Origin of the sequence: Neomicrococcus lactis (genome assembly GCF_014200305.1) — a bacterium.
GTDB classification, from domain to species: domain Bacteria; phylum Actinomycetota; class Actinomycetes; order Actinomycetales; family Micrococcaceae; genus Neomicrococcus; species Neomicrococcus lactis.
Map to the genome: position 1 here is coordinate 1,845,814 of NZ_JACHBL010000001.1, position 25,077 is coordinate 1,870,890.

Genomic DNA, 25,077 nt, shown 5'->3' on the forward strand with positions numbered 1-25,077 from the left:
TACTCAATGACGCTCTAACACCGGAACAATTATTCAAGTGATCGGGAATAACTACTAGGGAGTCACATCAATGAACATCATTCACTCGTCGCTGACTTTGCTTGCTATCGCCGTATTCGAAGAAGTGGCCCGCCCAGACGGCTTCTACTCGGAAATCATCAAGATCAAGTGCTATTTGTTCGGTTGCTAGCTCGCACCGGTGCATCGCTCGATAGTCTTTAAGGTATGAAGGGCAGCCGCGTCGAGAATTACTTCACAACAAGTCCGCTACCTATTTGGTGGCGGACGATTGTGTTGTTAGTTGCGTCGTGGTCCCTTATTACCGATGTGCCGTGGCTGCTGTCCCAGCATGGCGTCGTGGGAACCGGACAAACCGCGTTCGCAGTGGCGGCGCTCGTATTGCTGAGCATTGGCCCCTTCATCGCCACCTTCAAGGCCTGGCTCGGAGCCGCACTGACGATTGTTGCCGCGCTCTCCGAAATCAACGGCGACGTCTCGCCAGCCCTGCTGTTCTTGTTCGCACTTGTCATCGTCTGCGCCTTCACGGCCACTGAACAACTGAGCCTGATCGTCGCCATCACCACGGTGGTATGGATGATCATCAATGCCATCCTTACTCCGGCCGAGCTCGTCGGCGTCCCGCTCTTCGCGGTTGCTCTGACGTGTTCTGTGTACGCGGTCATCATTTGGGGCAAACGCCAAAAGTCCAGGGCGGAAGACATCGCTCGAGACCGAGCCAAAGGTGAGCAAATGCATCAGAGTGCGCTCATGAGCGAGCGAAAACTGATCGCTCGAGACCTCCACGATGTCATCGCCCACGACATCACTATTGTCGCATTGCAGGCCGACATGGCCATGACATCGAAGGATCATGAACAAAGCGCGGCGAGCCTGAACATCATTTCCCAAGCAGCACACCGCGCACTCGACGACCTTCGCTCCATGATGCGCGTGCTGACCCCGACACTCGGCGACGTCTCCGAACAGGCCCCAGACGCGACCTTGAAAACCTTCATGTCAGAGGCCGAACTGACCCTCGCAAACCTGCGCTTCAACGTTTCCCTTGAAGCCCCAGAGAATTACCCAGCAACCACCAGCGATCGAGGGCTCTCGCCCTTCGTGCGCGAAGCCACGAGCAATATCCTCTCGCACGCGCGCCCTGGTGCCACCGTGGAACTGTCCTACGGCGCAACGGAGGATAGCGTGTGGTGTCGCTTCGCCAACGAATACTCGGCGGGTTCCACAGAACCGGACCACGACGCTCAACAATCGGACTCGAGCGCCAGCCGACCACGGATCCCGTCGAGCGGATTTGGTCGGGGATTTATGAGGGAACGTATTGAACGACTCGGCGGCACCGTCTCCATGGGCCCCGACGCTTCCAGGCAACGCTGGGTGGTCCACGCCGAAGTGCCGCGCATATCACCGCCATAAAAGGTACAACCACTATTCAACCCCGTTAGAATGAGGGGGCAAGCTCGCGGAGCGCCTATTGGCGTGAGACGGCAATCTCCCGCGTGCACACCCTCATCTCAAGAGCTCACAGGAGAATACGGATGCCTCGCATCATTGTGGACGTCATGCCCAAGCCCGAAATTCTTGACCCTCAGGGCAAGGCGATTGTTGGCGCCCTCCCCCGGCTCGGATTCGACGCCTTCAGCTCAGTTCGTCAGGGCAAGCGCTTTGAACTGACCGTAGACGGAGAAGTCACCGAAGCCATCTTGGCGCAGGCAAAGGAAGCAGCAGCGACGCTCCTGTCCAACCCTGTCATTGAAGACGTCGTCAACGTTGAGGTGCAGGACTAACGTGGCCGAGCTCCCTCTCATTGGTAATTACAGCGATCCGGAGCAAACGCTGAGCGACGCCCGCATTGGCGTTGTCACGTTCCCCGGCACCCTCGATGACCGCGACGCCGCTCGCGCAGTCAAGCTTGCTGGTGCAACTCCGGTTTCCCTCTGGCACGGCGACGCCGACCTTCAGAACGTTGACGCCGTGATCATCCCCGGCGGCTTCTCTTACGGCGACTACTTGCGCGCAGGCGCGATTGCTCGCTTCGCACCGATGATGTCCAAGATCATCGACGCCGCGAATTCGGACGCCAAGCTTCCCGTTTTGGGCATTTGCAACGGCTTCCAGATCCTCACCGAATCTCACTTGCTGCCAGGCTCCATGATCAAGAACGATCACTTGAAGTTCATTTGCCGCGAGCAGGTCTTGACCGTTGAGAACAACACCACGGCGTGGACCAACGAGTATGCGCAAGGCGAGCAGATCGCCGTCGTGCTCAAAAATCAGGACGGCCAGTACGTAGCCGACGAAGCCACGCTCGATGCCCTCGAAGCTGAAGGCCGCGTCGTCGTGCGCTACGAAGGATGGAACCCCAACGGTTCCCGCCGTAACATCGCCGGAATCACCAACGAATTCGGCAACGTTGTGGGCCTCATGCCGCACCCTGAACACGCTGTGGAAGCCGGATTCGGTCCAGACCACACGGGCACGGACGGCCTGCGCTTCTTCACGTCCGTTCTGACCAACCTCGTTAGCAAGACCGCCGGAGCCGCCAAGTGACCTCCTTCAATATCGATACCGTCGAGAACGCTGCCGCGACCCCAGACGTTGACTTGCCATGGGCCGAACTAGGCCTCAAGCAGAACGAATACGACGAGATCGTGAAGCTCCTCGGGCGCCGTCCAACGGCCGCCGAGCTCGCGATGTACTCCGTCATGTGGTCCGAGCACTGCTCCTACAAGTCCTCCAAGGTGCACTTGCGCCAGTTCGGTGACAAGGTCACCGACGAAATGAAGAAGGACATGCTCGTGGGCATCGGCGAAAACGCCGGCGTGACCAACTTGGGCGATGGCTGGGCCGTGACGTTCAAGGTGGAATCCCACAACCACCCTTCCTTCGTGGAGCCTTACCAGGGCGCTGCCACGGGCATCGGCGGCATTGTCCGCGACATCATCTCGATGGGTGCACGTCCGGTTGCTGTCATGGATCCACTGCGTTTCGGCGCGATTGATCACCCAGATACCGCTCGTTTGGTACACGGCATTGTGTCCGGCATCGGCGGCTACGGTAACTCGCTGGGTCTGCCGAACATCGGCGGCGAAGTGGTCTTCGATTCCGTGTACCAGGCAAACCCCCTCGTGAATGCTCTTGCCGTTGGCGTCATGCGCCACGAGGACATCCGCTTGGCCAACGCTTCCGGCGTGGGCAACAAGGTAGTGCTCTTCGGCGCACGCACGGGCGGCGACGGCATCGGCGGCGCATCCGTGCTGGCTTCCGAGTCCTTCGACGATTCCAAGCCATCCAAGCGCCCAGCCGTTCAGGTAGGCGACCCCTTCGCAGAGAAGGTGCTCATCGAGTGCTGCCTCGAGCTCTTCAAGAACTCCCTTGTTGAAGGTATTCAGGACCTCGGCGCTGCCGGTATTTCTTGCGCTACCTCGGAGCTGGCCTCCAACGGTGACGGCGGCATGGACATCGAGCTAACCTCGGTGCTTTTGCGCGATCCAACCCTGACGCCAGGCGAAATCCTGATGTCAGAGTCCCAAGAGCGCATGATGGCCGTGGTCTCCCCTGAGAACATCGAAGCCTTCGAAGCCGTCATGGACAAGTGGGCTGTTGAGTACTCCTGGTTGGGCGAAGTCACGGACACTGGCCGCTTGATCATCACGTGGGACGGCCAGAAAATTGTGGACGTTGACCCACGCACCGTGGCTCACGACGGCCCTGTCTACGAGCGCCCGTACCACCGCCCCGAGTGGCTGGACAAGGTGCAGGCTGACACGTTCCGCTCCTCCGAGGCCGGCGCCAACTTGCCGTCCACGGGCGACGAGCTGCGTGCCGCAACGCTTGAACTCATGGCCTCCCCCAACATGTGCTCCAAGGCTTGGGTCACCAACCAGTACGACCGCTTCGTGGGTGGCAACACCGCTCTCGCGACGCCGGACGATGCCGGCGTGATCCGCGTGGACGAAGAAACCGGCATGGGCGTTGCACTCTCCACCGACTGCAACGGTCGCTACGCCTACCTCGATCCATACACGGGCGCACAGTTGGCACTCGCCGAGTCCTACCGCAACGTGGCCACCACGGGTGCCATCCCGATGGCTGTCACGGACTGCTTGAACTTCGGCTCCCCGGAGGATCCCGAGGTCATGTGGCAGTTCGCGGAGTCCGTGCGCGGCCTCTCCGACGCTTGCTTGGAACTCTCCGTTCCTGTCACCGGCGGCAACGTTTCGCTCTACAACCAGACCGGCACCACGCCGATCCACCCAACTCCAGTGGTGGGCGTGCTGGGCCGCTTCGATGACGTGGCTCGCCGCACTCCTTCCGGATGGCGCGAGAACGCTGACGGCCAGGCCATCTACTTGCTCGGCGTCACGCTCGACGAGTTGGACGGCTCCGAGTTCGCGAATCTTCGCGGCCACTTGGGCGGTCTTCCACCGAAGGTCGATTTGGCAGCTGAGAAGCTCTTGGGCGAACTGTTGGTCAACGCTTCGCGCGACGGCATGATCGACTCCGCTCACGACGTGTCCGAGGGTGGCCTCGTTGCGGCGCTTTCTGACATGGTCTTGCGCTACGGAGTGGGCGCCCGCGTGGCGATCGAAGACTTGTGCTTGCGCGATGGCGTGGACGCGTTCACCGCGCTCTTCTCCGAGTCGCAGGCTCGCGCGATCGTCGCCGTGCCACGTTCCGAAGAGGTCCGCTTCAACGACATGACCAGCGCGCGCCGCTTCCCAGTGGTTCGCTTGGGCATCGTTGACGCTGAGTCCGGCGCACTCGATATCCAGGGCCAGTTCACGCTGCCAATCGAGGAATTGCGCGAAGCTCACGAAGGCACCATGCCGAAGTACTTCTAACCCGGATTACGACGACGCCGCCGCGGCTTGCGAATTAACGCAAGCGGGCGGCGTCGTACTTTAAAAGCTGTGCAAGTATTTCCCTATGTCCATCCCGTCATCCCCGATTGAATCCGTAGACCGGGCACTGCTGTTGATCCTTCTCATGAAGGAAAGCGGTCCGATCTCGGTCAAGAGTGCCTCCGAGCATTTGGGGGTGGCGCCGTCGACCGCGCACCGATTGCTCAACGCCTTGATGCACCGCGGTTTTGCGGCACAGGATCATGAGCGGCGGTATCGGTTGGGGCCGGCTCTCGTGGAGCGGCACAGCGAGCGGTACACCCTCCAAGCGCTGCGACAGTCTGCCCGGTCCGCGCTGATGGTGCTGTCTCAGGAAGTCGGCGAGACCGTTCAGCTCATGGTGCTCACCGAGTGCAATATCCAGTTCATTGACGGCATCGAGTCCACCAAAACACTGCGCGTGGGCATGCGTGTGGGTGACAAGATGCCGGCGTTTGTTTCTGCGGGTGGCAAAGCGATTCTGGCGCTCTTCTCCAATGCTGAGCTGGAGGATCTGTACCGGCAGGGCATCCCCGCGTGGCCGACGAGCAGCATCGATAGCCTCAAAACGCTCAAGCGCGAGATGACCAAGGTTCGTCTTGCTGAGTTTGGGTCCAATTTCGAGGAAATGGAGGAGGGTGTTGTTGGTCTTGGTGTCGCTGTGACTGACCCGGATGGCCGTCCAGTCGCCGCCATCACCACGGCCACACCGAGTATTCGATTTGATCGGAACAACATTCCGTCTCATGTTGTTGCTTTGCAAACAGCGGCCGCCGCCATCTCTGAAGAACTCCAAGAACTTCAACAAGCGCAGTAGGTCTCACTTCGGTATGTAGGCCTTCGCTGGCGACATAGAAAAACCCCGGCGCCGAGTGAACGGACGCCGGGGTTTAGGCTAATTTTTACTGGTGCCGTTGACGAGCAGCCTTGCTGGTCTCAATCAATGGCGTGCTAGCGATATTGCTAGCCTTCGCGCGCTTCTCTGCACGCTTCTGCTTGATGGTCTTGCCAACTTTCTTAGCTTGGTGTTTACCAGGATCCTTGATGGGCATAACAACGCCTCCTTGACTGAACGGGGGTCCCATCGGAAGAGGGTTACTACCCCGTCGCCGAAGTCTACGCCCAATGTGACCCAGATAATAGAGGTTGAGTCATATTTGCTGGTTAGGCCACGAGTTTGCTCAAATATTCACACGTCTCAGGGCCTTCCCTGACTAGCTCGCACAATCATCCCTGAGATTCCCCCGAATCATACTTGCGCATGACCTCAAGCGGCCATGGCGTACTTTACTGTTGATGCAGGCGGTCGGAAGCGAACGGGCCGACCGCCCATTAATTTTGATGTTCGTCTTGAGTTGCTTCGCCCGCAGCCTTCAGCAATTTAGAGGAAAACTATTGGCACGGACCACCATTTCAGCGCAGCCCGCTCCCAGTTTTGAGCGCCCCGAGGACGCCCATCTCATCGAGTACGGTCTGGACTCCGCTGCCGTCGCCGAGCGCACTGCCGCGGGTCTGACTAATCGCCAGCCGGACACGACGTCGCGCACTATTTGGCAGATCGCCCGCGCGCATCTCTTTACGGTGTTCAACTTGGTATTGGGTTCGTGCGCGGCTGTGGTGATTGCGCTGGGTCGCTGGCTGGATCTGCTTTTTGTGCTGGCTGCCGTCGCGAACGTCGTCATTGGTTTCGTACAGGAATACGCGGCGAAGAAAGAGCTGGACAAGATTTCCCTCTTGCGCCGCGATCCTTCAGTGGTGCTGCGGAATGGCGAGCGGGTTGAGATTCCGCTGGAACAGATCGTGGTGGACGACGTCGTAGTCTTGCGTCGCGGAGACCAGGTGACGGCTGACGGGGTGGTGCTGCACGCGGACGGGCTGGACGCCGACGAATCCCTCATGACCGGCGAAAATGACGCCGTGGTGAAGAACCCTGGGGACCGCATGTTGTCCGGTTCGTCAATCCTCTCCGGCAATGGACTGTACCGAGTTACTGAGGCAGGATCCGACTCCCACGCATCGCGCATTACCAACGAAGCGCGACTCTTTTCCCAGATCAACTCCGAGCTACGCGCTGGCCTGAACAAGGTCGTCAAATGGATCAGCATCGGCATCGCTCCGATCATGGCGATCGTACTGAACGGTCAAATGGTGGCGCGCGGTGGCTGGGATGCAGCGTTGTCTTCCGGAGCCTGGCGTGACGCCCTGATTTCCTCGGTCGCTTCTATCGCCGCGATGATCCCGCAGGGACTCGCTTTAATGACCACGATTTCCTTTGCGCTCGCGGCCTTGAAGCTCGCTCGCGAAGGCGTTTTGATGCAGGAGATGGCGGCCGTAGAAGTACTCGCCCGCGTTGACGTGGTGTGCTTCGACAAGACCGGCACCTTGACCGAAGGCGGCGTCCACTTCGGGTCTGCCGAATACACGCCTTCGGCTCAACTTGTGGACTCCGCTGCGGATGATCAAACCCTGCCTGGAACGCAGCTGGCCCTGGGCTGGTTCGGTCACGATCCTGACGCGAACCCGACTGCTGCCGCTCTTCGCACTGCTTACCCACATGAACCCGGGCATTTGCCACAAGGCGTTGTTCCTTTTTCCTCCGCCCGTCGTTGGAGCGCGGTGGAGTTTGGAAGCGGACGAGCCGCAGGAGCTTGGTTCCTTGGCGCTCCGGAAGCTCTCTTGCCGTCCGTTCCTGACGCAGCCGAGCTAAACCCCCGCTGCGCCGAATTGGCTGCTGCCGGCAACCGCACCTTGGTGCTGTGCCGGGCGGATGCTCTGGTTCGCGATGAAGAAACGGGTCACCCAGTTGCGGAACTTCCGTCCTCCATTTCCTCCGTTGGAATCTTGTTGTTCAACGAGAAGGTTCGCGAAGATGCTCGCGACACATTGGCCTATTTCCGCGAGCAGGACGTAGATCTCAAGATCATTTCCGGCGACAACCCGCATACCGTTGCGGCAGCGGCGTTGAAGGCCGGCCTCGAGTTTGATGGCACCGCCATTGATGCGAGCAAGCTTCCTCTCGACGGCCCTGAGCTGGAAGAAGCCGTCAACACTCACTCCGTGTTTGGCCGCGTTGGACCAGAGCAAAAGCAGTCCATGGTCAAGGCCCTGCAGGCTCGCGGCCACGTGGTGGCTATGACTGGCGACGGCATCAACGACGCATTGGCCCTCAAGTCCGCTGACTTGGGCATCGCCATGGGTAACGCTGCTCCCGCGACGAAGGCTGTCTCCCGTTTGGTGCTTCTTGACGGCGAGTTCTCGCGCTTGCCATCTGTGGTGGCCGAAGGCCGCAAGGTCATCGCGAACATCGAACGCCTTGGCTACATGTTCCTGACCAAGACCAGCTACGCCATCATGTTCGGCATCGCATTTGGTCTCTTGTTCTGGTCCTTCCCCTTCATCCCACGCCAGTCCTCAACTGTGGACTTCATCGTGTTGGGTGGTCCTGCGTTCGTGCTGGCGTTGCTCCCGAATAAGCGCCGCTACATCCCAGGCTTCCTTCGACGCTCCCTCATTGCCGCCATCCCGAACGCGCTGGTGATCACGCTGGGCATCTTGGCCATCAGTTATGTCACGCGCTTCGTCCTGCACAGCACTCCGTCCGAGATTCAGACGTCGTCGTTCATTGTGCTGGGACTCATGGGACTCTGGGTTCTGAACTGCGCGTCACGTCCGCTGAACGTGATTCGGTTCTGGCTGTTGGTGGCCATGTACGCGCTTATTGTCGCCGTCCTCGCCATCCCCATCTCGCAGCTGTACCACCAGTTCACGTGGCCATCTCAAGAGCTGATGACCGCCAGCCTCGTGATTGGCGTGGTGGGCTGCGTGATCTTGGAGATCCTCTACCGCTTGCTCCCGAAGCCGCTCCTCGACTAGCCCTCATGAATCGACTGTCCAAGTTAACGCCGTTGGGAAGCTCAACACCGCGTTAACTTGGACAGTCGAGGCCGTTATTCACCGGGAAATGCGTCCTCAGACTGACTCGTTTCCACTAGTTCAGCCTCAGACGCTGACGCTGCTCGTGAATCATCCGCTCCAGCCGGGCGCACGTTTCTCGAAAGCCATCGGCAAGGTCCTTGGAGTTGCAGTGGAGATTTCGCCAGCCTTCGCCTGAGAACGCATTGTCTCTCCAGTTGTCTCGTTGTTGTTGCTCTCGAGAACGATGAGTGCCGCCATCGTAGTGAACGGCAATCAAGAGTTGTTTGTACCCAAGATCCGCGGACGGATTCCCCCAGCGACGGATCGGTAGCTCGATTTGAAGATCTGGCTCCGGAAGTCCAGCCCGCATGATCGCCAAACGCAGTATTGTCTCCGGTGGTGAATCAGATCCAACTCGCGCAAGCCCTGTTGCCTCACGCAGTTTCCTGACGCCACGTCCGTGAAAAGACTCCACCATTACTTTCCACTTGGGCAGAGGGACGAACGGGTCAAACCGTCTTTCTAGGTTGAGACGCGGTTCGCGCACCAACTGATCCACGAGCACCACCAGCTCATCAAGTGACGCGAACGGAGCAAGCTCCATGACGGTTCGCCCCGGGCTGCTCACCCACAAGTGCATTCTGGAACGTTCCACTCCCTCAGCGTTCGTGGACTGATAGGACTTGATCCCACCTCGGCGGATTCGTGGATCACCGAGCAAAGTCGACAGGTGAACGGCAGCTTCGCTGTGGTGATTCGGCGCATAGAGACCGTGCATGCGAGCGGCGCTGAAGTGGCTCACCCAGGCTCGGGGATAAAGCCTTTCAAGAGCAGTGAGCAGGGAGCCTTCGGTGACTTCAAAGCTGGAGAGTGCGTAAAGTCCGCGCACCGAGGTGTGGAAGACGTCCTTGGCATCAACTCGCGTGCCATGAAAACCACGCTTTTCGAGTTCTTCCCGCGTAAAGAGGGCACGCTGAAGCTCGCGAGGGAGCTCTCGGCGTCTGGTCATACCTCCATAATTGACGGAAATTTTCCCCAGAAGCCGTTATCCACAGGGCCTCGGACGCTAGCTACCGAATCCAGTTGCCGAGTTAACGCCGTTGAGGAGCCAAACACCGCGTTAACTTGGCAACTCGGCGGGGAAATGGGGCGTCGCGAGTCAGAAGTCACGGTTAACGTGGCAACTCGGTGCTGAAATGAGGAGTCAGGCGCTGGAATCAGAAGAAGGCAGCACCCCAAGACGCCGAAGGCGCCGGTGGGCCGCCAGTTCGGACGGCCCCACCTTGAGGAGCCCCAGTTGGACCACGGCCAACGCGAAGCGCGCCAGCGCGTTAGACACCGGCCGCAAAAAGCGCGGCCACTGGCGCAACTCGAGGAGCTCAGCCTGTCGTGGCGTCAGGGAATTGACCACGGCGAGGAACAGCAAGCGATAGCCCGGCAAAAGCATAGGATCCAGAGGAGGGTTCCTCAAGAAGTGGACTACCTCGCGAACGCGTGGTCCACCGGAGAGGTGGGCATCGTCGTCGTACTGAAGCAAAGCCGCAGAAAGCTCCGCGCGAGACCGCGGCGGCGACTCAACGCCCATCAAGGTACCGGCCACGGACCATTCGCGAACGTACGCATCCGCGCCGGACTCGCCCGGGAGAGCGTCTGGTGGAAGCGGAATGGGGCCGCGGAAGTCTTCGTACGCGGTGAGGAAGGCCTCGGCGAACGCGCAGTGAACCCAGCGGGACAGCGAGGCGTCATTCGCGGAATATGCGAGGGTTTCGCCGGTTGCCGCCATGTAGGTTCCCACGACGGGCTCATGACGACGGCGAACGTAATCGCACGCGCCATGGGCAGCGGCCGTGTCCCCGTAGGTGACCGTGAAGATCCAGCGGATGGTGCCGGCCAGCCGGGCCAGCGGATCCGCGCGGTAATCGGAGTGCTCCGCGACGCCCGCCAACGCGCCCGGATGCAAAGCCTGCAAGAGCAAAGCTTTGATCCCGGCGGCGATCGGCGTCATGCCACCGTGAACGTGCCAGGTGGCGGAAGTGTGCGGGAAATATCCCGCGTCGTCGCCGTTCTCGAGCGCATCTTCCCACTCGGGAACACCCTCAGATTGACCCGCGAACGTAGTGCGTAAGCGGACCTTGAAGGACTCTAAGAAACGGTCAACGAAGGCAGGCATTTAGTCGATCTGAAGCTCGCCCATGCGGTCCCAACCGGAACCGTCAATCGTGTGGGAAATGATCTGCGGCGTCTCGACGAGGGCCGGCTTCATGTCGATCATGGCCTGCTTGAAGTGGTCGCTGTTGACATGCGCGCCCGCGGCATCATCCTCGAAGGCCTCCACGAGAACGTAGGTGTCAGTCTCTTCCAACGAGCGGGACCATTCGAACCACTTGTTTCCTGGCTCAGCGCGCGTGGCGGCGGTGAAATCCGCGACGACATCCATGAATTTTTCCGTGTACTCGGGGCGGGTTTTGAATTTCACAACAATAAAGATCATGGTTCCAGCTTATGTCGTTCGGCTTCACGGCGCAGGCAAAAAAGCCCTGACTAAGCAGTGAGAGAAAAATCAGCTCTCCGCCGCGCTCAGGCCTTTCCACTTCAGTTTCTCCTGAATCCGCCGCGGCAAGCCATTGACCACTAAGTCATAGGAGTCCTCCACGAGCTCGCGCGCGAACTCATCATCGAGCGCCGCAAAGTCCACCGTGATCCAATGCTTTTTGCTCATGTGATAGCCCGGTGTGATGGCGGAGTGTTCGGCGCGCAGGCCGGGACCCACGGAGGGATCGCACTTGAGATTGATGCGGGTATTACTGAAGAGGAGCATCGCGAACATCTTTCCGCCGGCGCCCGCTCCGTTAGTTGATCCGGCCGCAACCTTGAAAACCGTGGTGTCCTCACCGAATGGATGATCCGCATATGCCCCGGGGAAACTAAGGCAGAATTGTTGTATCTGTTGCGCATCCATTCCCTGAGTCTAAAAGAGACTCGTGAGTCCATGAAAAGATAGGCAAGTCACCGTGAGCAATCTTGACCGGGCTAAACAGCACACCGAGCGGGCCGTGAACGCGGCGGAGCGCACTTCGAACCACCCGTGGTTTGAGCGTCTCGCGCGGGTGGGTTTCGTGGCGAACGGTATTTTGCACTTGCTCATTGGGGCGCTCGCGTGGAGCCTCGCGTTTGGCGGAGATGAGAACGCCGACCAGTCCGGTGCCATTTCCCTTCTCAAACAGCAGGCCTACGGTCCGGTGCTGCTGTGGACGTGCCTCATTGGCTGCGCATTCATGGCCCTCTGGCACATCTCCTCGGCGTTCTTCGGCCGCGGCGGCGTGGACGGCCTGCGTGATGTGTCCACGGATGATCTCAAGGAAGCCGCGCGCGAAACCAAAGCTGACCTCACAGGCGCCAAGGACCAATCCACCGTCAAGACTTTGGGCCGCATCCTCAAGAACGTCGGCACTGGCCTGGTGTTTGGCGGCATTGCGGTGGTGTTCGCGCAGTTCATTTTCGGCAAGGGTTCCAACAGCCAGGAGTCCGCGCAGAACACCACGGCCACCATCAATTCGCTGCCCGGCGGTCCGATCCTTCTCATCATCGGCGGCATCATCTTCGTGATTGTGGGCGGATATTTCGTCTTCAAGGGCGTCTCGCGACGTTTCGAGAAGGACCTACACTTGCCGCAAAGTGGCGCGCTCCGAACCGCCACGAAAGCGCTCGGCACTGTGGGCTACGTTGCGAAGGGCCTCACGCTCGCGGCAGTTGGCCTGCTCATCATCGTCGCCGCCGCGCAAGACGATCCGCACGAGTCCACCGGCTTCGACGGCGCCCTCAAAGCCATCCGCGACCAGTCATTCGGCGTCCCCGCGCTCGCATTCATTGGCGCCGGCCTCATCGCATACGGAATTTATCTCTTCTTCCGCGCGCGTCTCGCGGACATGGATTCTTAGTCCCTTCAGTACGACGCCGCAGCTAACCCCACGCGCAAGTCTTTACGGACAGCGGTGGTTACTGAGAGAGGTGGCTACCGAGAGAGCGCTAGTTACTGAGAGAGCGCGAGCGTCGCGAGCAACGGCAAGGTCACTGCCGCAAAGATGTTCGTGCCCAGAATGGTAGCCGCCACGAGGTTGGCGTCGCCCTTGGCCGCTGTAGCGAGAACAAAAGCGGTGCCCGCTGTGGGCATGCCTGCCATGATGAGGATCGCGAAGATCCAGTCTTTGCCGCCGTCCATCGTGAACAAGGACTGCCCTACCGTGAGCAGCGCGAGGAACGTGATGGCCGGGAGAATCACAAGCTTGGCAACCGTCGCGAAGCCCACCGGCAGGATCTTGAGCTGACCACCGCGGATGGCCTGAAACGATGGGCGAAGGCCCAGACCCACCGCGAAGAGAGCAGCCGGAGACGCCGCCGCGGACATCAAGTCAGCGAACTCCATGATGGGTCCATCTTGGGGCCACCCCACGAAATTCACCACGAAGCCCAAAATAACGGCCCACATGATGGGATTCTTCAAGAGGGAGTCACGCAAAGCCCGGCCGAACTGCCGCACCTTGCTGCCCGATCCTTGAGGCGACATGACTCCGTGGATCAGCGGATAGCCCACCATGAAGATGACGTTGTGGACCAACTGGATGATGATTGCGGGAAGGTAACCAGCCGGTCCCAGCACACCCATGACTACGGGGATGCCGAGGTAGGCGACGTTTCCGAAAGCGCCGCCCATCGAGGACGACAGCGCGATGTTCAGATTACGGCCGTTCGTGAGCCAAAAGACCAAACCAATCAACGCCCAGTACACGAGCGTTCCCACCAAGATGGATGCCAAAACGGCACCTGGAATGCCGTGGGAAAGATCGGCTTTGGCCGTCAAGAAGAACAGCAAGCACGGAAGCGCAATGAAGAACACGAACGCCGAGATCGCGGGCTCCGCGTTTCTGAATCGGTTCCAGTAGCTACAGATGAAGCCCACCAAGATCCCCAAGAATAGAGGAAGGATCTTCAGCAGGATTTCAAGAAACATGACTCACTCGGATTGTGCTCGCAGTAGTGCTCAGAAGGGCGTTTTAACCCTACAACCCAAACTTCGGCGCTTCGATCAGAGGACACGTGTTCATGACGACGTCCAGCCCGGCAGCCCGAGCACGCTCAGCCGCCGCCTCATCAATCACGCCCAGCTGCATCCACACCGCATCCGCGCCGACCTCGATGGCTTGATCTACCACGGCACCGACCTTCTGCGAGTTCACGAAGCAGTCCACCACGTTGATGCGCCCCGGAATATCGGCAAGTTTCCGGTACCCCTTCTCGCCGTGAACGTCCTGACCGCCCAGATTCACGGGCACAATCTCCATGCCAAACCGGTCCCTGAGCTGAAGCGATACACCCAGCGCCGCGCGCAAAGGATTATTCGAGAGCCCCACCACAGCCCATCTGGCGGGCGTGGTCAAGAGACGTCGTATGACTTCGGGATCATTCATGCCCTCACCCTACTTGCATGTTCACCGCTCGGGAATACTTGAAGATTCAAGTTAGTTACACATAGCGTGACCAACATATTCAAGAATTTCTTCGCGTGGCTCGCCTCGCTCTTTACGAATCGGAGTTCCAACATGGCTGACGTAACCATCATCGGTGCAGGAAACATGGCTCGCGGCATCGGCTCGCGCGTCGTTGCTGCAGATCGTTCCCTCGAGATCCTCACTCGCGACGCCTCAAAGGCTGAAGCACTCGCAGCCGAGCTTGGCGGAGCCGTTTCCGGCGCCGCACTTGACCAGAAGGTTTCCGGCAAGATCGTTGTCCTGGCATTGCCTTTCGATGCCGCTCAGGAAGTCGTCAAGAGCCTCGGCTCCGCGTTGGACGGCAAGATCGTGATCGACATCAGCAACCCCGTTAACTTCGAGACCTTCAATTCCCTCACGGTTCCTGCCGGCACGTCCGCTGCCGAGGAACTCGCAAGATTGGCACCTAACGCCACCTTCGTGAAGGCATTCAACACCGTCTTCGCAGGCAACCTTGCATCCGGCAAGATCAACGGCCAGCCACTTGACGTGTTCATCGCCGCAGATTCCGCCGAAGCACGCAGCGCCGTCGTATCCCTCGTAAACGATGCCGATATGCGCGCCATCGAAGTAGGCGGCTTGCACCACGCTCGCGAGCTCGAGGGCTTCCAGCTCCTCCACATGGCCCTCCAGGTCAACCCGGCTTACGAGAACTTCCAGTGGGGTTCCGCAATCCAGATTGCTGGCTAGTTAGTTCCAAAGACCGCAGGGCGCCCACTCACGTTCGGAGTGTGCGCCCTGCTTATTTTAAATTACGACGACGCAGCCTGCGTCCCGCGGTTTCCCTGAGGACGCTAATGCCCACCATCCGCTACGTCGCCGCAAATCTATGGCTGCCTCAAACTTCAGGCTGTCTGCGGCTTCGCGTCACCGATGGCGTTGAGGCCTTCGGGAATCGTGCCGTTGATGTAGAAGTCGCCGAGGCTTCGGGTTCGGAACGCAATCGGGTTGTGCGTCGCCACCGTCTGAGCGTTCCGCCAAAAGCGGTCTAGCCCCTTACTGGTGCTCGTTGCCGATGCGCCAACAGTCAAGAACAGGGCCTGAGCGGCATCAAGTGAGAGCTCCGGGACAATGATCTGCGCAGCTTCAACGGCCACTTCGCCCCGGTACGCACCACTGACATCGCCCGTTTCCAGAGCTTCGTTAAGAGCTGTATCGAGCTCTCGACCAGTAGCCAGCACCGTCGATTCCGCAGCGAACGCCTTGGCAGCAATGCGTCCAATTTCAGACTGAATCAATGGATCCTCACGGAACGGCAAGCCACTGCCTGTGTTGAACGTGCGCTGGCGCTTTAACACCAGCTCCGCCGCAGCGTCTCGAGCACCTCTCGCAATGCCGGCCAGCACAGCCAGCAAGACGTACTGGAAGAATGCGGCTTCGGTAATGGCCGGAAGCGTTCCAATAGTGCGTTCAAAGATCAGGTTTTCTGGGATCACGACGTCCTCGAAAACCGTAGTTCCAGTACCAGTGAGCTTTTGGCCAAAGCCGTCCCAGTCATCAAAAACAGAGACGCCTAGCGCATTGATCGGCACCAAGACGAACGAACGTCCTTCGCGACCGTCGACAGCTACGGATACTCGCGTGTAGTCGGAGAACACGGTGCCCGTGGAGTAAAACTTTTCGCCATTGAGGCGCCAGGTTCCGTCAAGCGCCCGAGTGAGCTTGGTGTTGAGCGTTCCGATGACGTTTCCGCCCTTTTCCGTGGACGCGTTTCCTACCGTTTCGCCCTGAAGGATGCGGCCGTACCATTCCGAACGGCGGGCCGGATCGAAGAATCGAACCGACTCCACGAAGCCCAAGTGCGAACGGTACAAGTGCGCCACGTTGGAATCCGCAGCCGCCAAGTCGATCAGCAAGCGTCCAAGCGTTTCAAGTGAAACACCAGCGCCCCCGAATTCTGCCGGAACGCGAAGTGCTCCGAAGCCAGCGTCATCGAGCCACTTGACCTGTTCAAACGGCAGGACCCGCTCAAGGTCTCGGGCCAGTGCACCGTCAGCGATGCGAGCAAAGATCGGAGCGAATCGGCGCTGAAGCTGCTGGTATTCGGTGCCGACTGCCAAGCTCCAAGAAAACTGTTGCTGACTCATCGGGAGACCTCGCTGCACACAGTCAGTGGGGAGGTAAGTGAAGTTCTCATGGCTTTCCTTTCATCGCCCCGATGAAACGCGCGCAGCCAGATCCCGATCACAAGCCGAACCCCACAACAGCTCGGCTTACGGACAGAAGAAATTGCTCATGCATTCCATCGGTCCTGGCAGTAGCACCGGCCTCGATTGAGGTGGTTGCTGCGACGTCACGGAGCCAGGTCTCTCAGTCGCTCTTGATGGTAAGTGGTAACTAAAATCTAATCGAAGATTCTTTGAATTTGCAAGCCTGAGACAGCTTGACGTAAATATTTCGACACAGATGTAACTTTATGTCGAACATTTTCCCCTGCATGCGTATTTCATCGAATGACAGCGCATCTGCCGCTGGGCGCAGGACAAAGGTGCGTCAGGACTGATTTCATCAACCGCTGACGCACCCCTGATATCCGGTTTGGGCCTAGCCCTCGCTCCCCCGAGCCAATTCCAGGGACCGCTCAGCTGCTTCTGCCGAGAGGTCGTCAAAAGCACCCCGATACTGTGCAGCTGGATGGTTTGCAGGCAAGTAATCTCCGCGCCCGAAAAGCTTTTGCCGCAAAGACCCCTGAGCGTACTCGCGTTGGGCAATGCCCCGGTCCTGAAGTTCAGGAAGGAGGCCATCGATGAAGTTGTCATAGGAACCAGGAAGGATGTGATTGATGACGTTTACCCCATCAATTCCTGCGTCCTGCCACTCCAACAACGTGTCCGCAATGCGATCGGGTGTTCCAACAATTTGCTGTTGCTTTGCCCGGTAATACGCCAAGTCCCTCAGCGTCGGATTTCGTCCTGGAGTCGAGGCTAGAGCTGCTTCAAGAACTCCCTGAGCTCCCTCGGTCTTCACCTCACCGATCGGCGTATCAAGGTCCAAGCCGCCGAAGTCCACGCCCAGGCCACCGCCGATGTGAGCAATGATGGCGTGAAGATCTAGATATTCGTCGTATTCAGCTTCAAGCCGCTTTGCTTCTTCCTCTGTCGAACCGACCACGAAGGACAATCCGGCAAAGACCTTGATGTCACTACGCTTCCGACCCGCAGCTGCTAGCTGCTCAGTGAGCTGAGCGTCCTTCTTTCGGACATACTCAGGATGAGGAGAAAACAGGAAAGTAGCTTCCGCATGAGTGGCCGCAAACTGTACGCCTCGTGGGGATGAACCGGCTTGGAACAAGAATGGTGTGCGCTGGGCACTCGGCAACGCCAGATGTGGTCCATCAATGGAGTAGTAGTCCCCGCGATGGTTAATCTTGTGCACCTTGGCAGGGTCGGCATAGATTCCGCTGTCCTTGTCCGCAAGCAGAGCGTCGTCGTCCCAGGACCCCTCCCACAGCTTGTAGGACGCAGCGACGTACTCCTCAGCCCATCCGTACCGGTCATCGTGTGCCGGCAACGTTGAAGCTCCGAAGTTGATGTGGGCATTGGCCAGCACACTCGTGACGATGTTCCACCCCACACGACCATTGGAAATGTGATCCAGCGTCGACATTTGCCGGGCGAATTGGAAAGGATGCGCCTGAATCACGGAGCTGGTTGCCGCGAGTCCGATGTCCTTCGTATGCGTAGCAATCGCTGCGAGCAACGTCAGTGGATCGTGCGTTGGAATCTGCAAACCTTTGCGCACGTGAGATGCCCAGCCGCCCTCGTGGTCGCCGTAAAGGCCCACCACGTCGGCAAAGAACAAGGAATCGAACTTCGCCGCTTCGAGCTTCTTCGCCAAATCAATCCAGATTTGCGAATCATAGAAACGGTGCTGTTGCGCATCCGGGTGACGCCACAATCCACCAAGGATGTGGCTGGACGTGTTCATCAAGAACGCAGAAAGCGCCAACCGTGGTCGCTCATCGAAAGTGCCCAATTAGTTTGATCCCGCCTTCAGCTCTGAGGACGTTGAAGATGCCGGCGCTTCTCCAATGGCATTAAGTCCCTGCGGAATCGTGCCGTTGATGAAGTAGTCCCCCACCGAACGAGCTTTGAACGCCACTGGGTTATGGGTTGCAACCGTGCGGGCATTTCGCCAGTATCGGTCCAGCGCCTTGGAAGTCGAAACAGCCGACGCGCCAGTTACATCGAACAGTTCGCTCGTTGCATCAAGGATCAACTTGGGAACCGCGACGTGCGCTTGCTGCACTGCAAGTTCCGCTCGCAGGTAGCCTTCCTCTGGGCTCAGTCCAAGTGACTCATCAGTGGCAGCGTCCAAGCTTCGGGCAGCCGTCTCAACAATGGCCTGTGCGGCAAAGACGTTAGAGGCAAGGTTGCCGACCAACTGCTGAATAAGGTGCTCGTCCTTAAACGCGACGCCCGAACCTGTATTGAACGTGCGAGTTCGAGTCGCAACAATCTTCGCGGCCTCATCACGAGCAGCCCGTCCAATGCCTACGAGGACTGCGAGAAGACAGGTCTGGAAGAACGCAGGTTCAAGTGTGGAACTCGGACGACGCTGAATGATGTTCTCTTCGTCGACAGGAACGTCATCAAAAATCGCCGTTCCTGTACCGGTGAGAGGCTGGCCGAACCCGTCCCAGTCATCCAGAATCTGCACACCTTTCGCATGCCGCGGAACGATCGCATACTGACGTCCCTCAACGCCGTCAGTTGTCGCCATAACCACAATCCAGTCGGCAAAGATGGAACCCGTCGTGTAGAACTTCTCGCCACGCAAAACCCAACCTGAGTCCAGCTTTACGAGCTTCGTGTTCGTCGTTCCCAGGACATTTCCACCGCGTTCCGTTGCGGCATTTCCAAAAATCTCACCGTTAAGCACTCGTGCGTACCAGCGTTCTTGGAATTCTTTCGGTTCACGAGAAATGGTCTCTACGAACGAGAAATGAGACCGCAGTAGGTGGGAAACGTTTGAATCCGCCGCCGACAGGTCAATGAGCAACCGGAAGAGATGCTCATGGCTAACGGGACTACCACCGAACTCCTGCGGAACTCGCACTTTGGTAAACCCGGCATCCTTGAGCCACTGGACTGGCTCAAATGGCAGTTCGTGGTCCAGTTCTCGATGCTTTGCTCCTTCAGCAATTCGCGCAAAAACATCAGCGAACTGGTTCGAAAGACGCTGATACTTCGCTTCCTCGCTCAGGGTATCGATGTCGAATTCAGGCTTTGCAGAAGTTGTTGTCAATGTGGTTCCTACCTTGTGGTTTTAGCAAAAGCTTTTTCGTCGAACGGGCTGTCAGGCACGACTGTCTAGACGCCGACAAGTTCTTTCAAGACCTGACCTGGTGCGGAGTCAAGCAATGTGCGGGTGTAATCGTTCTGGGGGTTTGCAAAAATATCTGAGGCCGGCCCAACTTCAACCAGCTCGCCATTCTTTAGCACTCCCACGTTGTCACTGATGCGTTCAACGACTTTCAAGTCATGCGAGATGAAGAGGTAGGTAAGTCCGGCCTCTTTTTGAAGGCGATTCAGTAGCGAAAGGATCTGCTCCTGTGTGAGCACGTCCAGAGCACTGAGTGCCTCGTCCAAAACTAGGATCTGAGCTCCCGCTGCGAGTGCTCGAGCAATAGCCACGCGCTGTCGCTGGCCACCCGACAGCTCGGCCGGGCGCTTGGTTCTGACCCGATCCGGAAGATTAACGCTAACGAGGAGTTCCGTAACTCGGCGCTCTCGCTCAGAACGTGACCCGAGCTTATAGTTCAAAAGAGGCTCAGCAATGATGCGTTCCACGGAATGGCGCGGGTCAAGGGCCGAGTCAGGATTCTGGAACACAAACTGCACCTCACGCCACAGGCCGCGACGCTGATTGCCCTTGGCGTTCGTGACGTCTAGGCCATTAACAATCACCTGACCGGAATCCGGCGAGATCAACGACAGCATGATCTTTGCCGTGGTCGACTTACCGGATCCCGACTCCCCCACCAGCGAGAAAGTGGTGCCTTTCGGGACGGAGAAGGAGACGTTGTTGACGGCTACGTGAGCACTCTTCCCGTCACCAAAGGTCTTCACGAGGTTCTTTACTTCCAGTGCCGTCTCAGACAAACCGCTGGAATCCTTCTGATCTGGTTCAATCGTGGAGTGTGCAATAAGTGCCTTCGTGTACGGATTTACGCTTTGGGTTACTAGTTCGCGAACCGCACGATCTTCCAAGATGGAGCCGCTATTCATGACAAGAACTCTGTCGGCTATATCGGTTGCCACAGCAATGTCATGGGTAACGAAGAGGACCGTGGTGCCACGTTCACGCGCCAGCTTCACGAACACTTCCAGCACCTTGCGTTGAACGGTAACGTCGAGTGCGCTGGTGGGCTCGTCCGCAATGAGCAACTTGGGATTTAGGGGAAAGGCAATTGCGATGAGAACTCGCTGCTTGAGTCCACCAGAGAGCTCATGCGGATATTGGGAGAGCCGATACTCAGCCCGGTCAATGCCCACACTTTCCAGTAGATCAATGGCATTTTGCTTCCACGACGACCGTGCACCGGCGCGAGCTGGGTGAAGCTTAAACACCTCAATGATTTGAGAACCGATAGTTCTTACTGGATCCAGTGATGCTCCTGGGTCTTGCGGAACCAGGCCAACGCCAACACCGCGCAGCGTCCGCCACTGGCTCGGCGTGTACTCGAGTACGTTCTCGGACCTGATCTCGATTCGCCCCTCAACCGTTGCGTCCCGCGGCAGCAGTCCAATCAAGGACTTAGCGAGAGTCGACTTGCCCGATCCAGACTCACCGACAATGGCAACGATCTGCCCGTCTGGAATCTCTAGCGTGACGTCCTTAAGCGCCTTGTACCCCTGCGCGTACTGGACGGAAAGTTCGCGAATCTTCAGAGCGCCCGCAATATTTATATCTTGAGTAGACATCTTCAATATTCCTCGGGTTCTTAGAAACGGAAAGTCTTGTTGATGCTGCGACCAAGGGCAGCCAGAAGGATTACCGTCGCCACGATGACCAATCCAGGAAGAGTCGTGAGCCACCAGGCCACGGCGATGTACTGCCGGCCCTCTGCTATCAAGAGTCCCCACTCAGGCGTTGGAGGCGGTGATCCGAAACCAAGGAACCCCAAACCTGAGATTGCCAAGATCGCAGCACCCAGATCGACTGGCAGAAGCGCCAACACCGGTCCAATAACGTGAGGCAGGATGTGCGTGCGCAACACAGAGAAGTAGGATCCGCCGCTCATGAGCGCTGCATTGACGAAGTCATGCGAACGCACTCTAAGAACTTCGGTCCTCACCAATCGCGCGAAGACGGCGATCGACGCGATTCCCACACCGATGCCGAGAGACACCGGCCCGGGTTCCGTGGCAGTCACGATGATCAAAGAAACGAGAAATCCGGGAACAGACAAGATCACGTCGATGATTCGCATGGCCGCTGAGTCGGCGAATCGACCAAGCGTCGATGCAGCCAGACCCAGCACAACCCCCACCACACAGCCAACGACGGCAGCTATTCCAGCCGTCAGTAACGTCTGCGACGTTCCGTAGACCACGCGCGTGAACACATCTCGACCCAGATGATCTGTTCCGAAAAGGTGCTCAGAACTTGGGGCCTGGAATTTGTCCAGAGGCACCCCATCAATGGGATCCTGCGATGTCAGCAATCCCGGAGCAATCGCCCAGAGAACCAAGACTCCAAGTGGCAACAAGATCCACCATTGCGCGAGGAACGACCAGCCCGACTTTCGCCGTTGTTGCTGCTCTGGCTCCTTTGCTGCAGGGATGAGATCTGACCGCTGTTCGTCGACAGCAAGAGTTTCGACTAAAACACTCACCAGTTCCTCCTTGTTATGCAGCGAGCGCGCGAGCGGAGTGCGAGTCAGCACTAATGATGCGCGGGTCGAGTTTTGGATGGATGAGATCAACCAGGAGGTTGACACCTGTAAAGGCGATTGCTGTGAGGATCACTAGGCCCTGAATCAACGGAATGTCCTGAACAGTCACCGCGTTGAGAATCAGTTGGCCTAGGCCGGCGCGTGCAAAGACCGTTTCGGTGATGACCGATCCAGCCAGCAGTGTTCCGATAGTGATGCCGGCGATTGATAGTGCAGATGGTGCTGCATTCTTGAGCAAATGACGGAAGTAGATCCACGCGTCGCTTGCGCCCTTTGCTCGAAGTACATCCACAAATGGCTGCTGCTCGATGGTCTGAATGCTCTTGAACAGAACTTGTGCGATGGGAGCGCTGAGGTGCACTGCCAAGACGAAAATGGGGACAGCCAGAGACAAGAATGATCCATCTGGGAAGAGGGACATCACATCCAACTGAACGGCGAGTACTTGCAGCAGCACGAGCCCCAACCAGAAGACCGGGATGGACACCATCAACGGCGGCAAGTTCACGAAAAGCTTCTTGATCCAGAAGGCTTTAGAGAGCGTGCCCACCGTGACAATAACCAAGGCAAGGGCAACTGCGAAGACAAATGCGCTTGAGGCAAGTGTCAGCGTGGATCCAATGACCTCGGCGATTCGGCTCGCGACCGGAGCACCTGAAGACAGGGAGTACCCTAGGTCGCCAGCAAGAATGCCTCCGAGCTGACTGAAGTACTGCACAAGAATTGGCTGGTCGTAGCCGTAGTGCGACTTCATCTGCGCGATCGTCGCTGGATCCGCGGATGCATCCGTTGACAAGAAGATAGTGACTGGATCGTTTGGCAACGCCTGCACCGCCAAGAAGACGGCGGTGTAGGCGAGCAAAACGACAAGTACTGCTTGGGCAACTCGCTTAGCGATATAGAGAGACACGACGACTTAGTCCTTAGACTTCCATGCACTTTGGAAAATCGGAGCGGTTCCCGAAGTGAACTCAACATGGGCCTTCTCATTAGCTCCGTATACCTGGACTTCGTCCCAGAGTGGAAGCGTCAGAGCCTTCTCCGAAACCAGGGCTCGCTGCTCATCGCCTACGAGCTTGAGATGCTCTTCTTCGGTTGTTGCAGCCTGCTCCTTGACGAACAAGGAGTTCAGTTCCTCATCAGCGTTGAGCGTTTGCGTGTTGTTGGCTGGTCCGAAAACGGGTCCAAGTCCGCCGTATGCGAATTGACGAGTTCCAAAGAACTCAATCTTCGAATCCACGAGTGCGTTGGTCAGGAAGGTGTTGTCGCCGGCGCGATTCACCAATTTCACTCCGATTGCACGCCACTGCTGCTCGATCAGTTCGAAAGCAGGCTTGATCACTACAGAGTTATTCGACGAAGAAACGGTGACTTCCAGCTTCTCCCCGTCCTTTTCCCGAATCCCGTCTGCGCCGACCTTCCATCCAGCTTCGTCAAGAAGCTTCTTGGACTTTTCTGGGTCATATGCGAGATCTGCCGAGAGGTCTACGTAACCTTCCGCCTTGTGATTCACGATCGAGCCGGCGATTTCGTAGGAATCCGAGAGCACGGTGTCCTTGATAGCTTGACGATCAATTCCCGATTGAAGAGCGTGACGTACCTTTTCGTCTGCAAGCTTTCCTGAACCGATACGGGCAGCAGCCATATTGGCAGTCAAGTCAACACCGGAGGCGGCATAAACCGTCCCGCCGCCAGCTTTGAGGGTCTGCTCATCAATTGGCTGAAGACCACGAACCAAATCGACTTGGCCGGACTGTGCCGCACCAGCGCGGTGCGCGACTTCAGGCAAGTACTTGATGACCAATTCATCGATGTAGGCAGCGCCTTGATTCTTCGCAGTGGCAGGAGCCCACTTGTAGTCGGCCCGCTTGGCGAAGACTACTTCCTCATCAGCCTTTTCCGACTTGAAGACGAATGGTCCTGAGCCCACGATCTTAGAAATGGCTGATTGACCAGCGTTATCGAGCTTCAACGTCTCAGGAGAAACCAGGCCAGCGGCCACGGATGTGGTTGCCCGGAGGAAGTTCGCGTCAGATCGCTTGAGGGTCACGCGAACCTGATTCTTGCCAACAACTTCAGACGACTTGTATGCCGAGAAGTCCACGTTGGGCTGGATCTGTGCAGACTCGATGCCCAAACCAAGCGCATCCAAGTTCGCTTTGACAGCAGCGGCGTCTAGCGGTGTTCCATTCGAAAAGGTCACGCCATCACGAATAGTGAAGGTGTACTCAGTCTTTGCATCGTTGCTCTCAAACTTCGAGGCAATCCAGCCAACGATCTCGCCCTTCTCCGTGTCGTAATACGTCAGTCGGTCGAGAACGCTGTTGAGAACGTTCGCCTTTTCATAGAATCGCGCAGCCTGCGTCTGCCAGTTCTTGATGGGAGTGACTTCCGCGTAGGTGAAAGTTCCTCCAGAAACCGGGGTACTGCTATCGCTGGTCCCACCGACCGCCTTGGTGGCGCTGCTATTGCTGCTGCAAGCAGTCAAGGACAGTCCCAATACGGCGAGCGCCGCGGAAGTCTTGAATGCAAAAGTCTTAAGTCGCACTGCTGATCCTCTCGGTGTAGCCGAGGAATACGCACCGATTTCGGCCGCGCTGAAACACGACATAGCCCTACGCTCGGGAGAATCTCCCGAAGTTGGACCGAGGCGAAATGGTGAAGTCTCCATCGGTCCTGGCGGTAGCACCGGCCTCAAAGAGGTGGTTGCTGCGACGTCACTGAGCCAGGTCTCTCGGTCGCTCTTGATGGTGTGTTGTTGTGGATCTATCTAATCGCAGATTGTTCGATTGCGCAAAACAGAGACGCCCTACGT

Annotated in this window: 22 protein-coding genes and 2 riboswitches; of the genes, 8 read left to right on the plus strand and 14 right to left on the minus strand. The window is 58.0% G+C overall.

Annotation, left to right across the window (positions count from 1 at the left end; translation table 11 throughout):
- Nucleotides 1–225 precede the first annotated feature (225 nt).
- From BKA12_RS08345 to BKA12_RS08365, 5 genes are all read left to right on the plus strand, one after another.
- A complete protein-coding gene (locus BKA12_RS08345; RefSeq protein WP_183642491.1) occupies nucleotides 226–1,434 on the plus strand; it encodes a sensor histidine kinase in 1,209 nt (402 codons plus the stop codon).
- Between the two features lie 122 nt (nucleotides 1,435–1,556).
- Complete coding sequence (gene purS, locus BKA12_RS08350; protein WP_183642493.1) at nucleotides 1,557–1,805, plus strand: phosphoribosylformylglycinamidine synthase subunit PurS; 249 nt, start codon at nucleotides 1,557–1,559, stop codon at nucleotides 1,803–1,805.
- 1 nt (nucleotide 1,806) lies between these two features.
- The gene (gene purQ / locus BKA12_RS08355; protein ID WP_183642496.1) at nucleotides 1,807–2,568 is read left to right on the plus strand and encodes a phosphoribosylformylglycinamidine synthase subunit PurQ; all 762 of its coding nucleotides are present in this window, start codon (nucleotides 1,807–1,809) and stop codon (nucleotides 2,566–2,568) included.
- The gene (purL, locus tag BKA12_RS08360; protein WP_183642498.1) at nucleotides 2,565–4,862 is read left to right on the plus strand and encodes a phosphoribosylformylglycinamidine synthase subunit PurL; all 2,298 of its coding nucleotides are present in this window, start codon (nucleotides 2,565–2,567) and stop codon (nucleotides 4,860–4,862) included. Before purQ ends, purL begins: the two co-directional genes overlap by 4 nt.
- An 85-nt stretch (nucleotides 4,863–4,947) precedes the next feature.
- On the plus strand, nucleotides 4,948–5,718 hold the full coding sequence (locus tag BKA12_RS08365) for an IclR family transcriptional regulator (RefSeq protein WP_183642499.1): 771 nt from the start codon (nucleotides 4,948–4,950) through the stop codon (nucleotides 5,716–5,718).
- An 85-nt stretch (nucleotides 5,719–5,803) separates the two neighbouring features.
- On the opposite strand, the gene BKA12_RS08370 is transcribed toward BKA12_RS08365, so the two are convergent.
- Nucleotides 5,804–5,953, minus strand: coding sequence for a hypothetical protein (locus BKA12_RS08370; protein ID WP_183642501.1), 150 nt, complete (start codon nucleotides 5,951–5,953; stop codon nucleotides 5,804–5,806).
- A 343-nt stretch (nucleotides 5,954–6,296) separates the two neighbouring features.
- Between BKA12_RS08370 and BKA12_RS08375 the strand changes: the two genes are divergently transcribed.
- Nucleotides 6,297–8,774: an HAD-IC family P-type ATPase gene (locus BKA12_RS08375; protein WP_246361640.1), complete on the plus strand. Its 2,478-nt coding sequence runs from the start codon at nucleotides 6,297–6,299 to the stop codon at nucleotides 8,772–8,774.
- A gap of 115 nt (nucleotides 8,775–8,889) precedes the next feature.
- On the opposite strand, the gene BKA12_RS08380 is transcribed toward BKA12_RS08375, so the two are convergent.
- The 4 genes from BKA12_RS08380 to BKA12_RS08395 all read right to left on the minus strand — a co-directional run bounded on the left by BKA12_RS08380 (nucleotide 8,890) and on the right by BKA12_RS08395 (nucleotide 11,775).
- Nucleotides 8,890–9,825, minus strand: a complete 936-nt coding sequence (locus BKA12_RS08380; protein ID WP_183642503.1) for a hypothetical protein — start codon at nucleotides 9,823–9,825, stop codon at nucleotides 8,890–8,892.
- A 195-nt stretch (nucleotides 9,826–10,020) separates the two neighbouring features.
- Nucleotides 10,021–10,986 (minus strand): oxygenase MpaB family protein, encoded by a 966-nt coding sequence (locus tag BKA12_RS08385; RefSeq protein ID WP_183642504.1) that lies wholly within the window; start codon nucleotides 10,984–10,986, stop codon nucleotides 10,021–10,023.
- Nucleotides 10,987–11,307, minus strand: a complete 321-nt coding sequence (locus BKA12_RS08390; protein ID WP_183642506.1) for a putative quinol monooxygenase — start codon at nucleotides 11,305–11,307, stop codon at nucleotides 10,987–10,989.
- A 69-nt stretch (nucleotides 11,308–11,376) separates the two neighbouring features.
- Entirely contained in the window at nucleotides 11,377–11,775 is a 399-nt protein-coding gene (locus tag BKA12_RS08395; RefSeq protein ID WP_183642509.1) for an MmcQ/YjbR family DNA-binding protein, read from the minus strand.
- 52 nt (nucleotides 11,776–11,827) lie between these two features.
- Between BKA12_RS08395 and BKA12_RS08400 the strand changes: the two genes are divergently transcribed.
- On the plus strand, nucleotides 11,828–12,754 hold the full coding sequence (locus BKA12_RS08400) for a DUF1206 domain-containing protein (protein WP_183642511.1): 927 nt from the start codon (nucleotides 11,828–11,830) through the stop codon (nucleotides 12,752–12,754).
- 92 nt (nucleotides 12,755–12,846) lie between these two features.
- Here BKA12_RS08400 and BKA12_RS08405 read toward each other — a convergent pair whose 3' ends face one another.
- On the minus strand, nucleotides 12,847–13,824 hold the full coding sequence (locus tag BKA12_RS08405) for an AEC family transporter (protein ID WP_183642514.1): 978 nt from the start codon (nucleotides 13,822–13,824) through the stop codon (nucleotides 12,847–12,849).
- A gap of 49 nt (nucleotides 13,825–13,873) precedes the next feature.
- The gene (locus BKA12_RS08410; protein ID WP_183642517.1) at nucleotides 13,874–14,281 is read right to left on the minus strand and encodes a CoA-binding protein; all 408 of its coding nucleotides are present in this window, start codon (nucleotides 14,279–14,281) and stop codon (nucleotides 13,874–13,876) included.
- Between the two features lie 132 nt (nucleotides 14,282–14,413).
- On the opposite strand from BKA12_RS08410, the gene BKA12_RS08415 reads away from it, so the two are divergent.
- Nucleotides 14,414–15,052: an NADPH-dependent F420 reductase gene (locus BKA12_RS08415; protein WP_183642520.1), complete on the plus strand. Its 639-nt coding sequence runs from the start codon at nucleotides 14,414–14,416 to the stop codon at nucleotides 15,050–15,052.
- A gap of 155 nt (nucleotides 15,053–15,207) precedes the next feature.
- On the opposite strand, the gene BKA12_RS08420 is transcribed toward BKA12_RS08415, so the two are convergent.
- The 7 genes from BKA12_RS08420 to BKA12_RS08450 all read right to left on the minus strand — a co-directional run bounded on the left by BKA12_RS08420 (nucleotide 15,208) and on the right by BKA12_RS08450 (nucleotide 24,810).
- A complete protein-coding gene (locus tag BKA12_RS08420; RefSeq protein ID WP_183642523.1) occupies nucleotides 15,208–16,449 on the minus strand; it encodes an acyl-CoA dehydrogenase family protein in 1,242 nt (413 codons plus the stop codon).
- Between the two features lie 152 nt (nucleotides 16,450–16,601).
- Nucleotides 16,602–16,692: riboswitch (SAM riboswitch) on the minus strand.
- Nucleotides 16,693–16,906: 214 nt separating this feature from the next.
- Nucleotides 16,907–18,337 carry an NtaA/DmoA family FMN-dependent monooxygenase gene (locus tag BKA12_RS08425; protein ID WP_246361642.1) on the minus strand — a complete coding sequence of 477 codons (1,431 nt, stop codon included), beginning with the start codon at nucleotides 18,335–18,337 and terminating at the stop codon, nucleotides 16,907–16,909.
- Nucleotides 18,338–19,609, minus strand: coding sequence for an acyl-CoA dehydrogenase family protein (locus BKA12_RS08430; RefSeq protein WP_183642525.1), 1,272 nt, complete (start codon nucleotides 19,607–19,609; stop codon nucleotides 18,338–18,340).
- A gap of 65 nt (nucleotides 19,610–19,674) precedes the next feature.
- Nucleotides 19,675–21,288 (minus strand): ABC transporter ATP-binding protein, encoded by a 1,614-nt coding sequence (locus BKA12_RS08435; protein WP_183642528.1) that lies wholly within the window; start codon nucleotides 21,286–21,288, stop codon nucleotides 19,675–19,677.
- A 20-nt stretch (nucleotides 21,289–21,308) separates the two neighbouring features.
- The gene (locus BKA12_RS08440) at nucleotides 21,309–22,202 is read right to left on the minus strand and encodes an ABC transporter permease (protein ID WP_338087476.1); all 894 of its coding nucleotides are present in this window, start codon (nucleotides 22,200–22,202) and stop codon (nucleotides 21,309–21,311) included.
- Nucleotides 22,203–22,215: 13 nt separating this feature from the next.
- Entirely contained in the window at nucleotides 22,216–23,172 is a 957-nt protein-coding gene (locus BKA12_RS12640; RefSeq protein ID WP_183642531.1) for an ABC transporter permease subunit, read from the minus strand.
- Nucleotides 23,173–23,178: 6 nt separating this feature from the next.
- Nucleotides 23,179–24,810, minus strand: coding sequence for an ABC transporter substrate-binding protein (locus tag BKA12_RS08450; RefSeq protein ID WP_338087477.1), 1,632 nt, complete (start codon nucleotides 24,808–24,810; stop codon nucleotides 23,179–23,181).
- 116 nt (nucleotides 24,811–24,926) lie between these two features.
- Nucleotides 24,927–25,016: riboswitch (SAM riboswitch) on the minus strand.
- Nucleotides 25,017–25,077 lie beyond the last annotated feature (61 nt).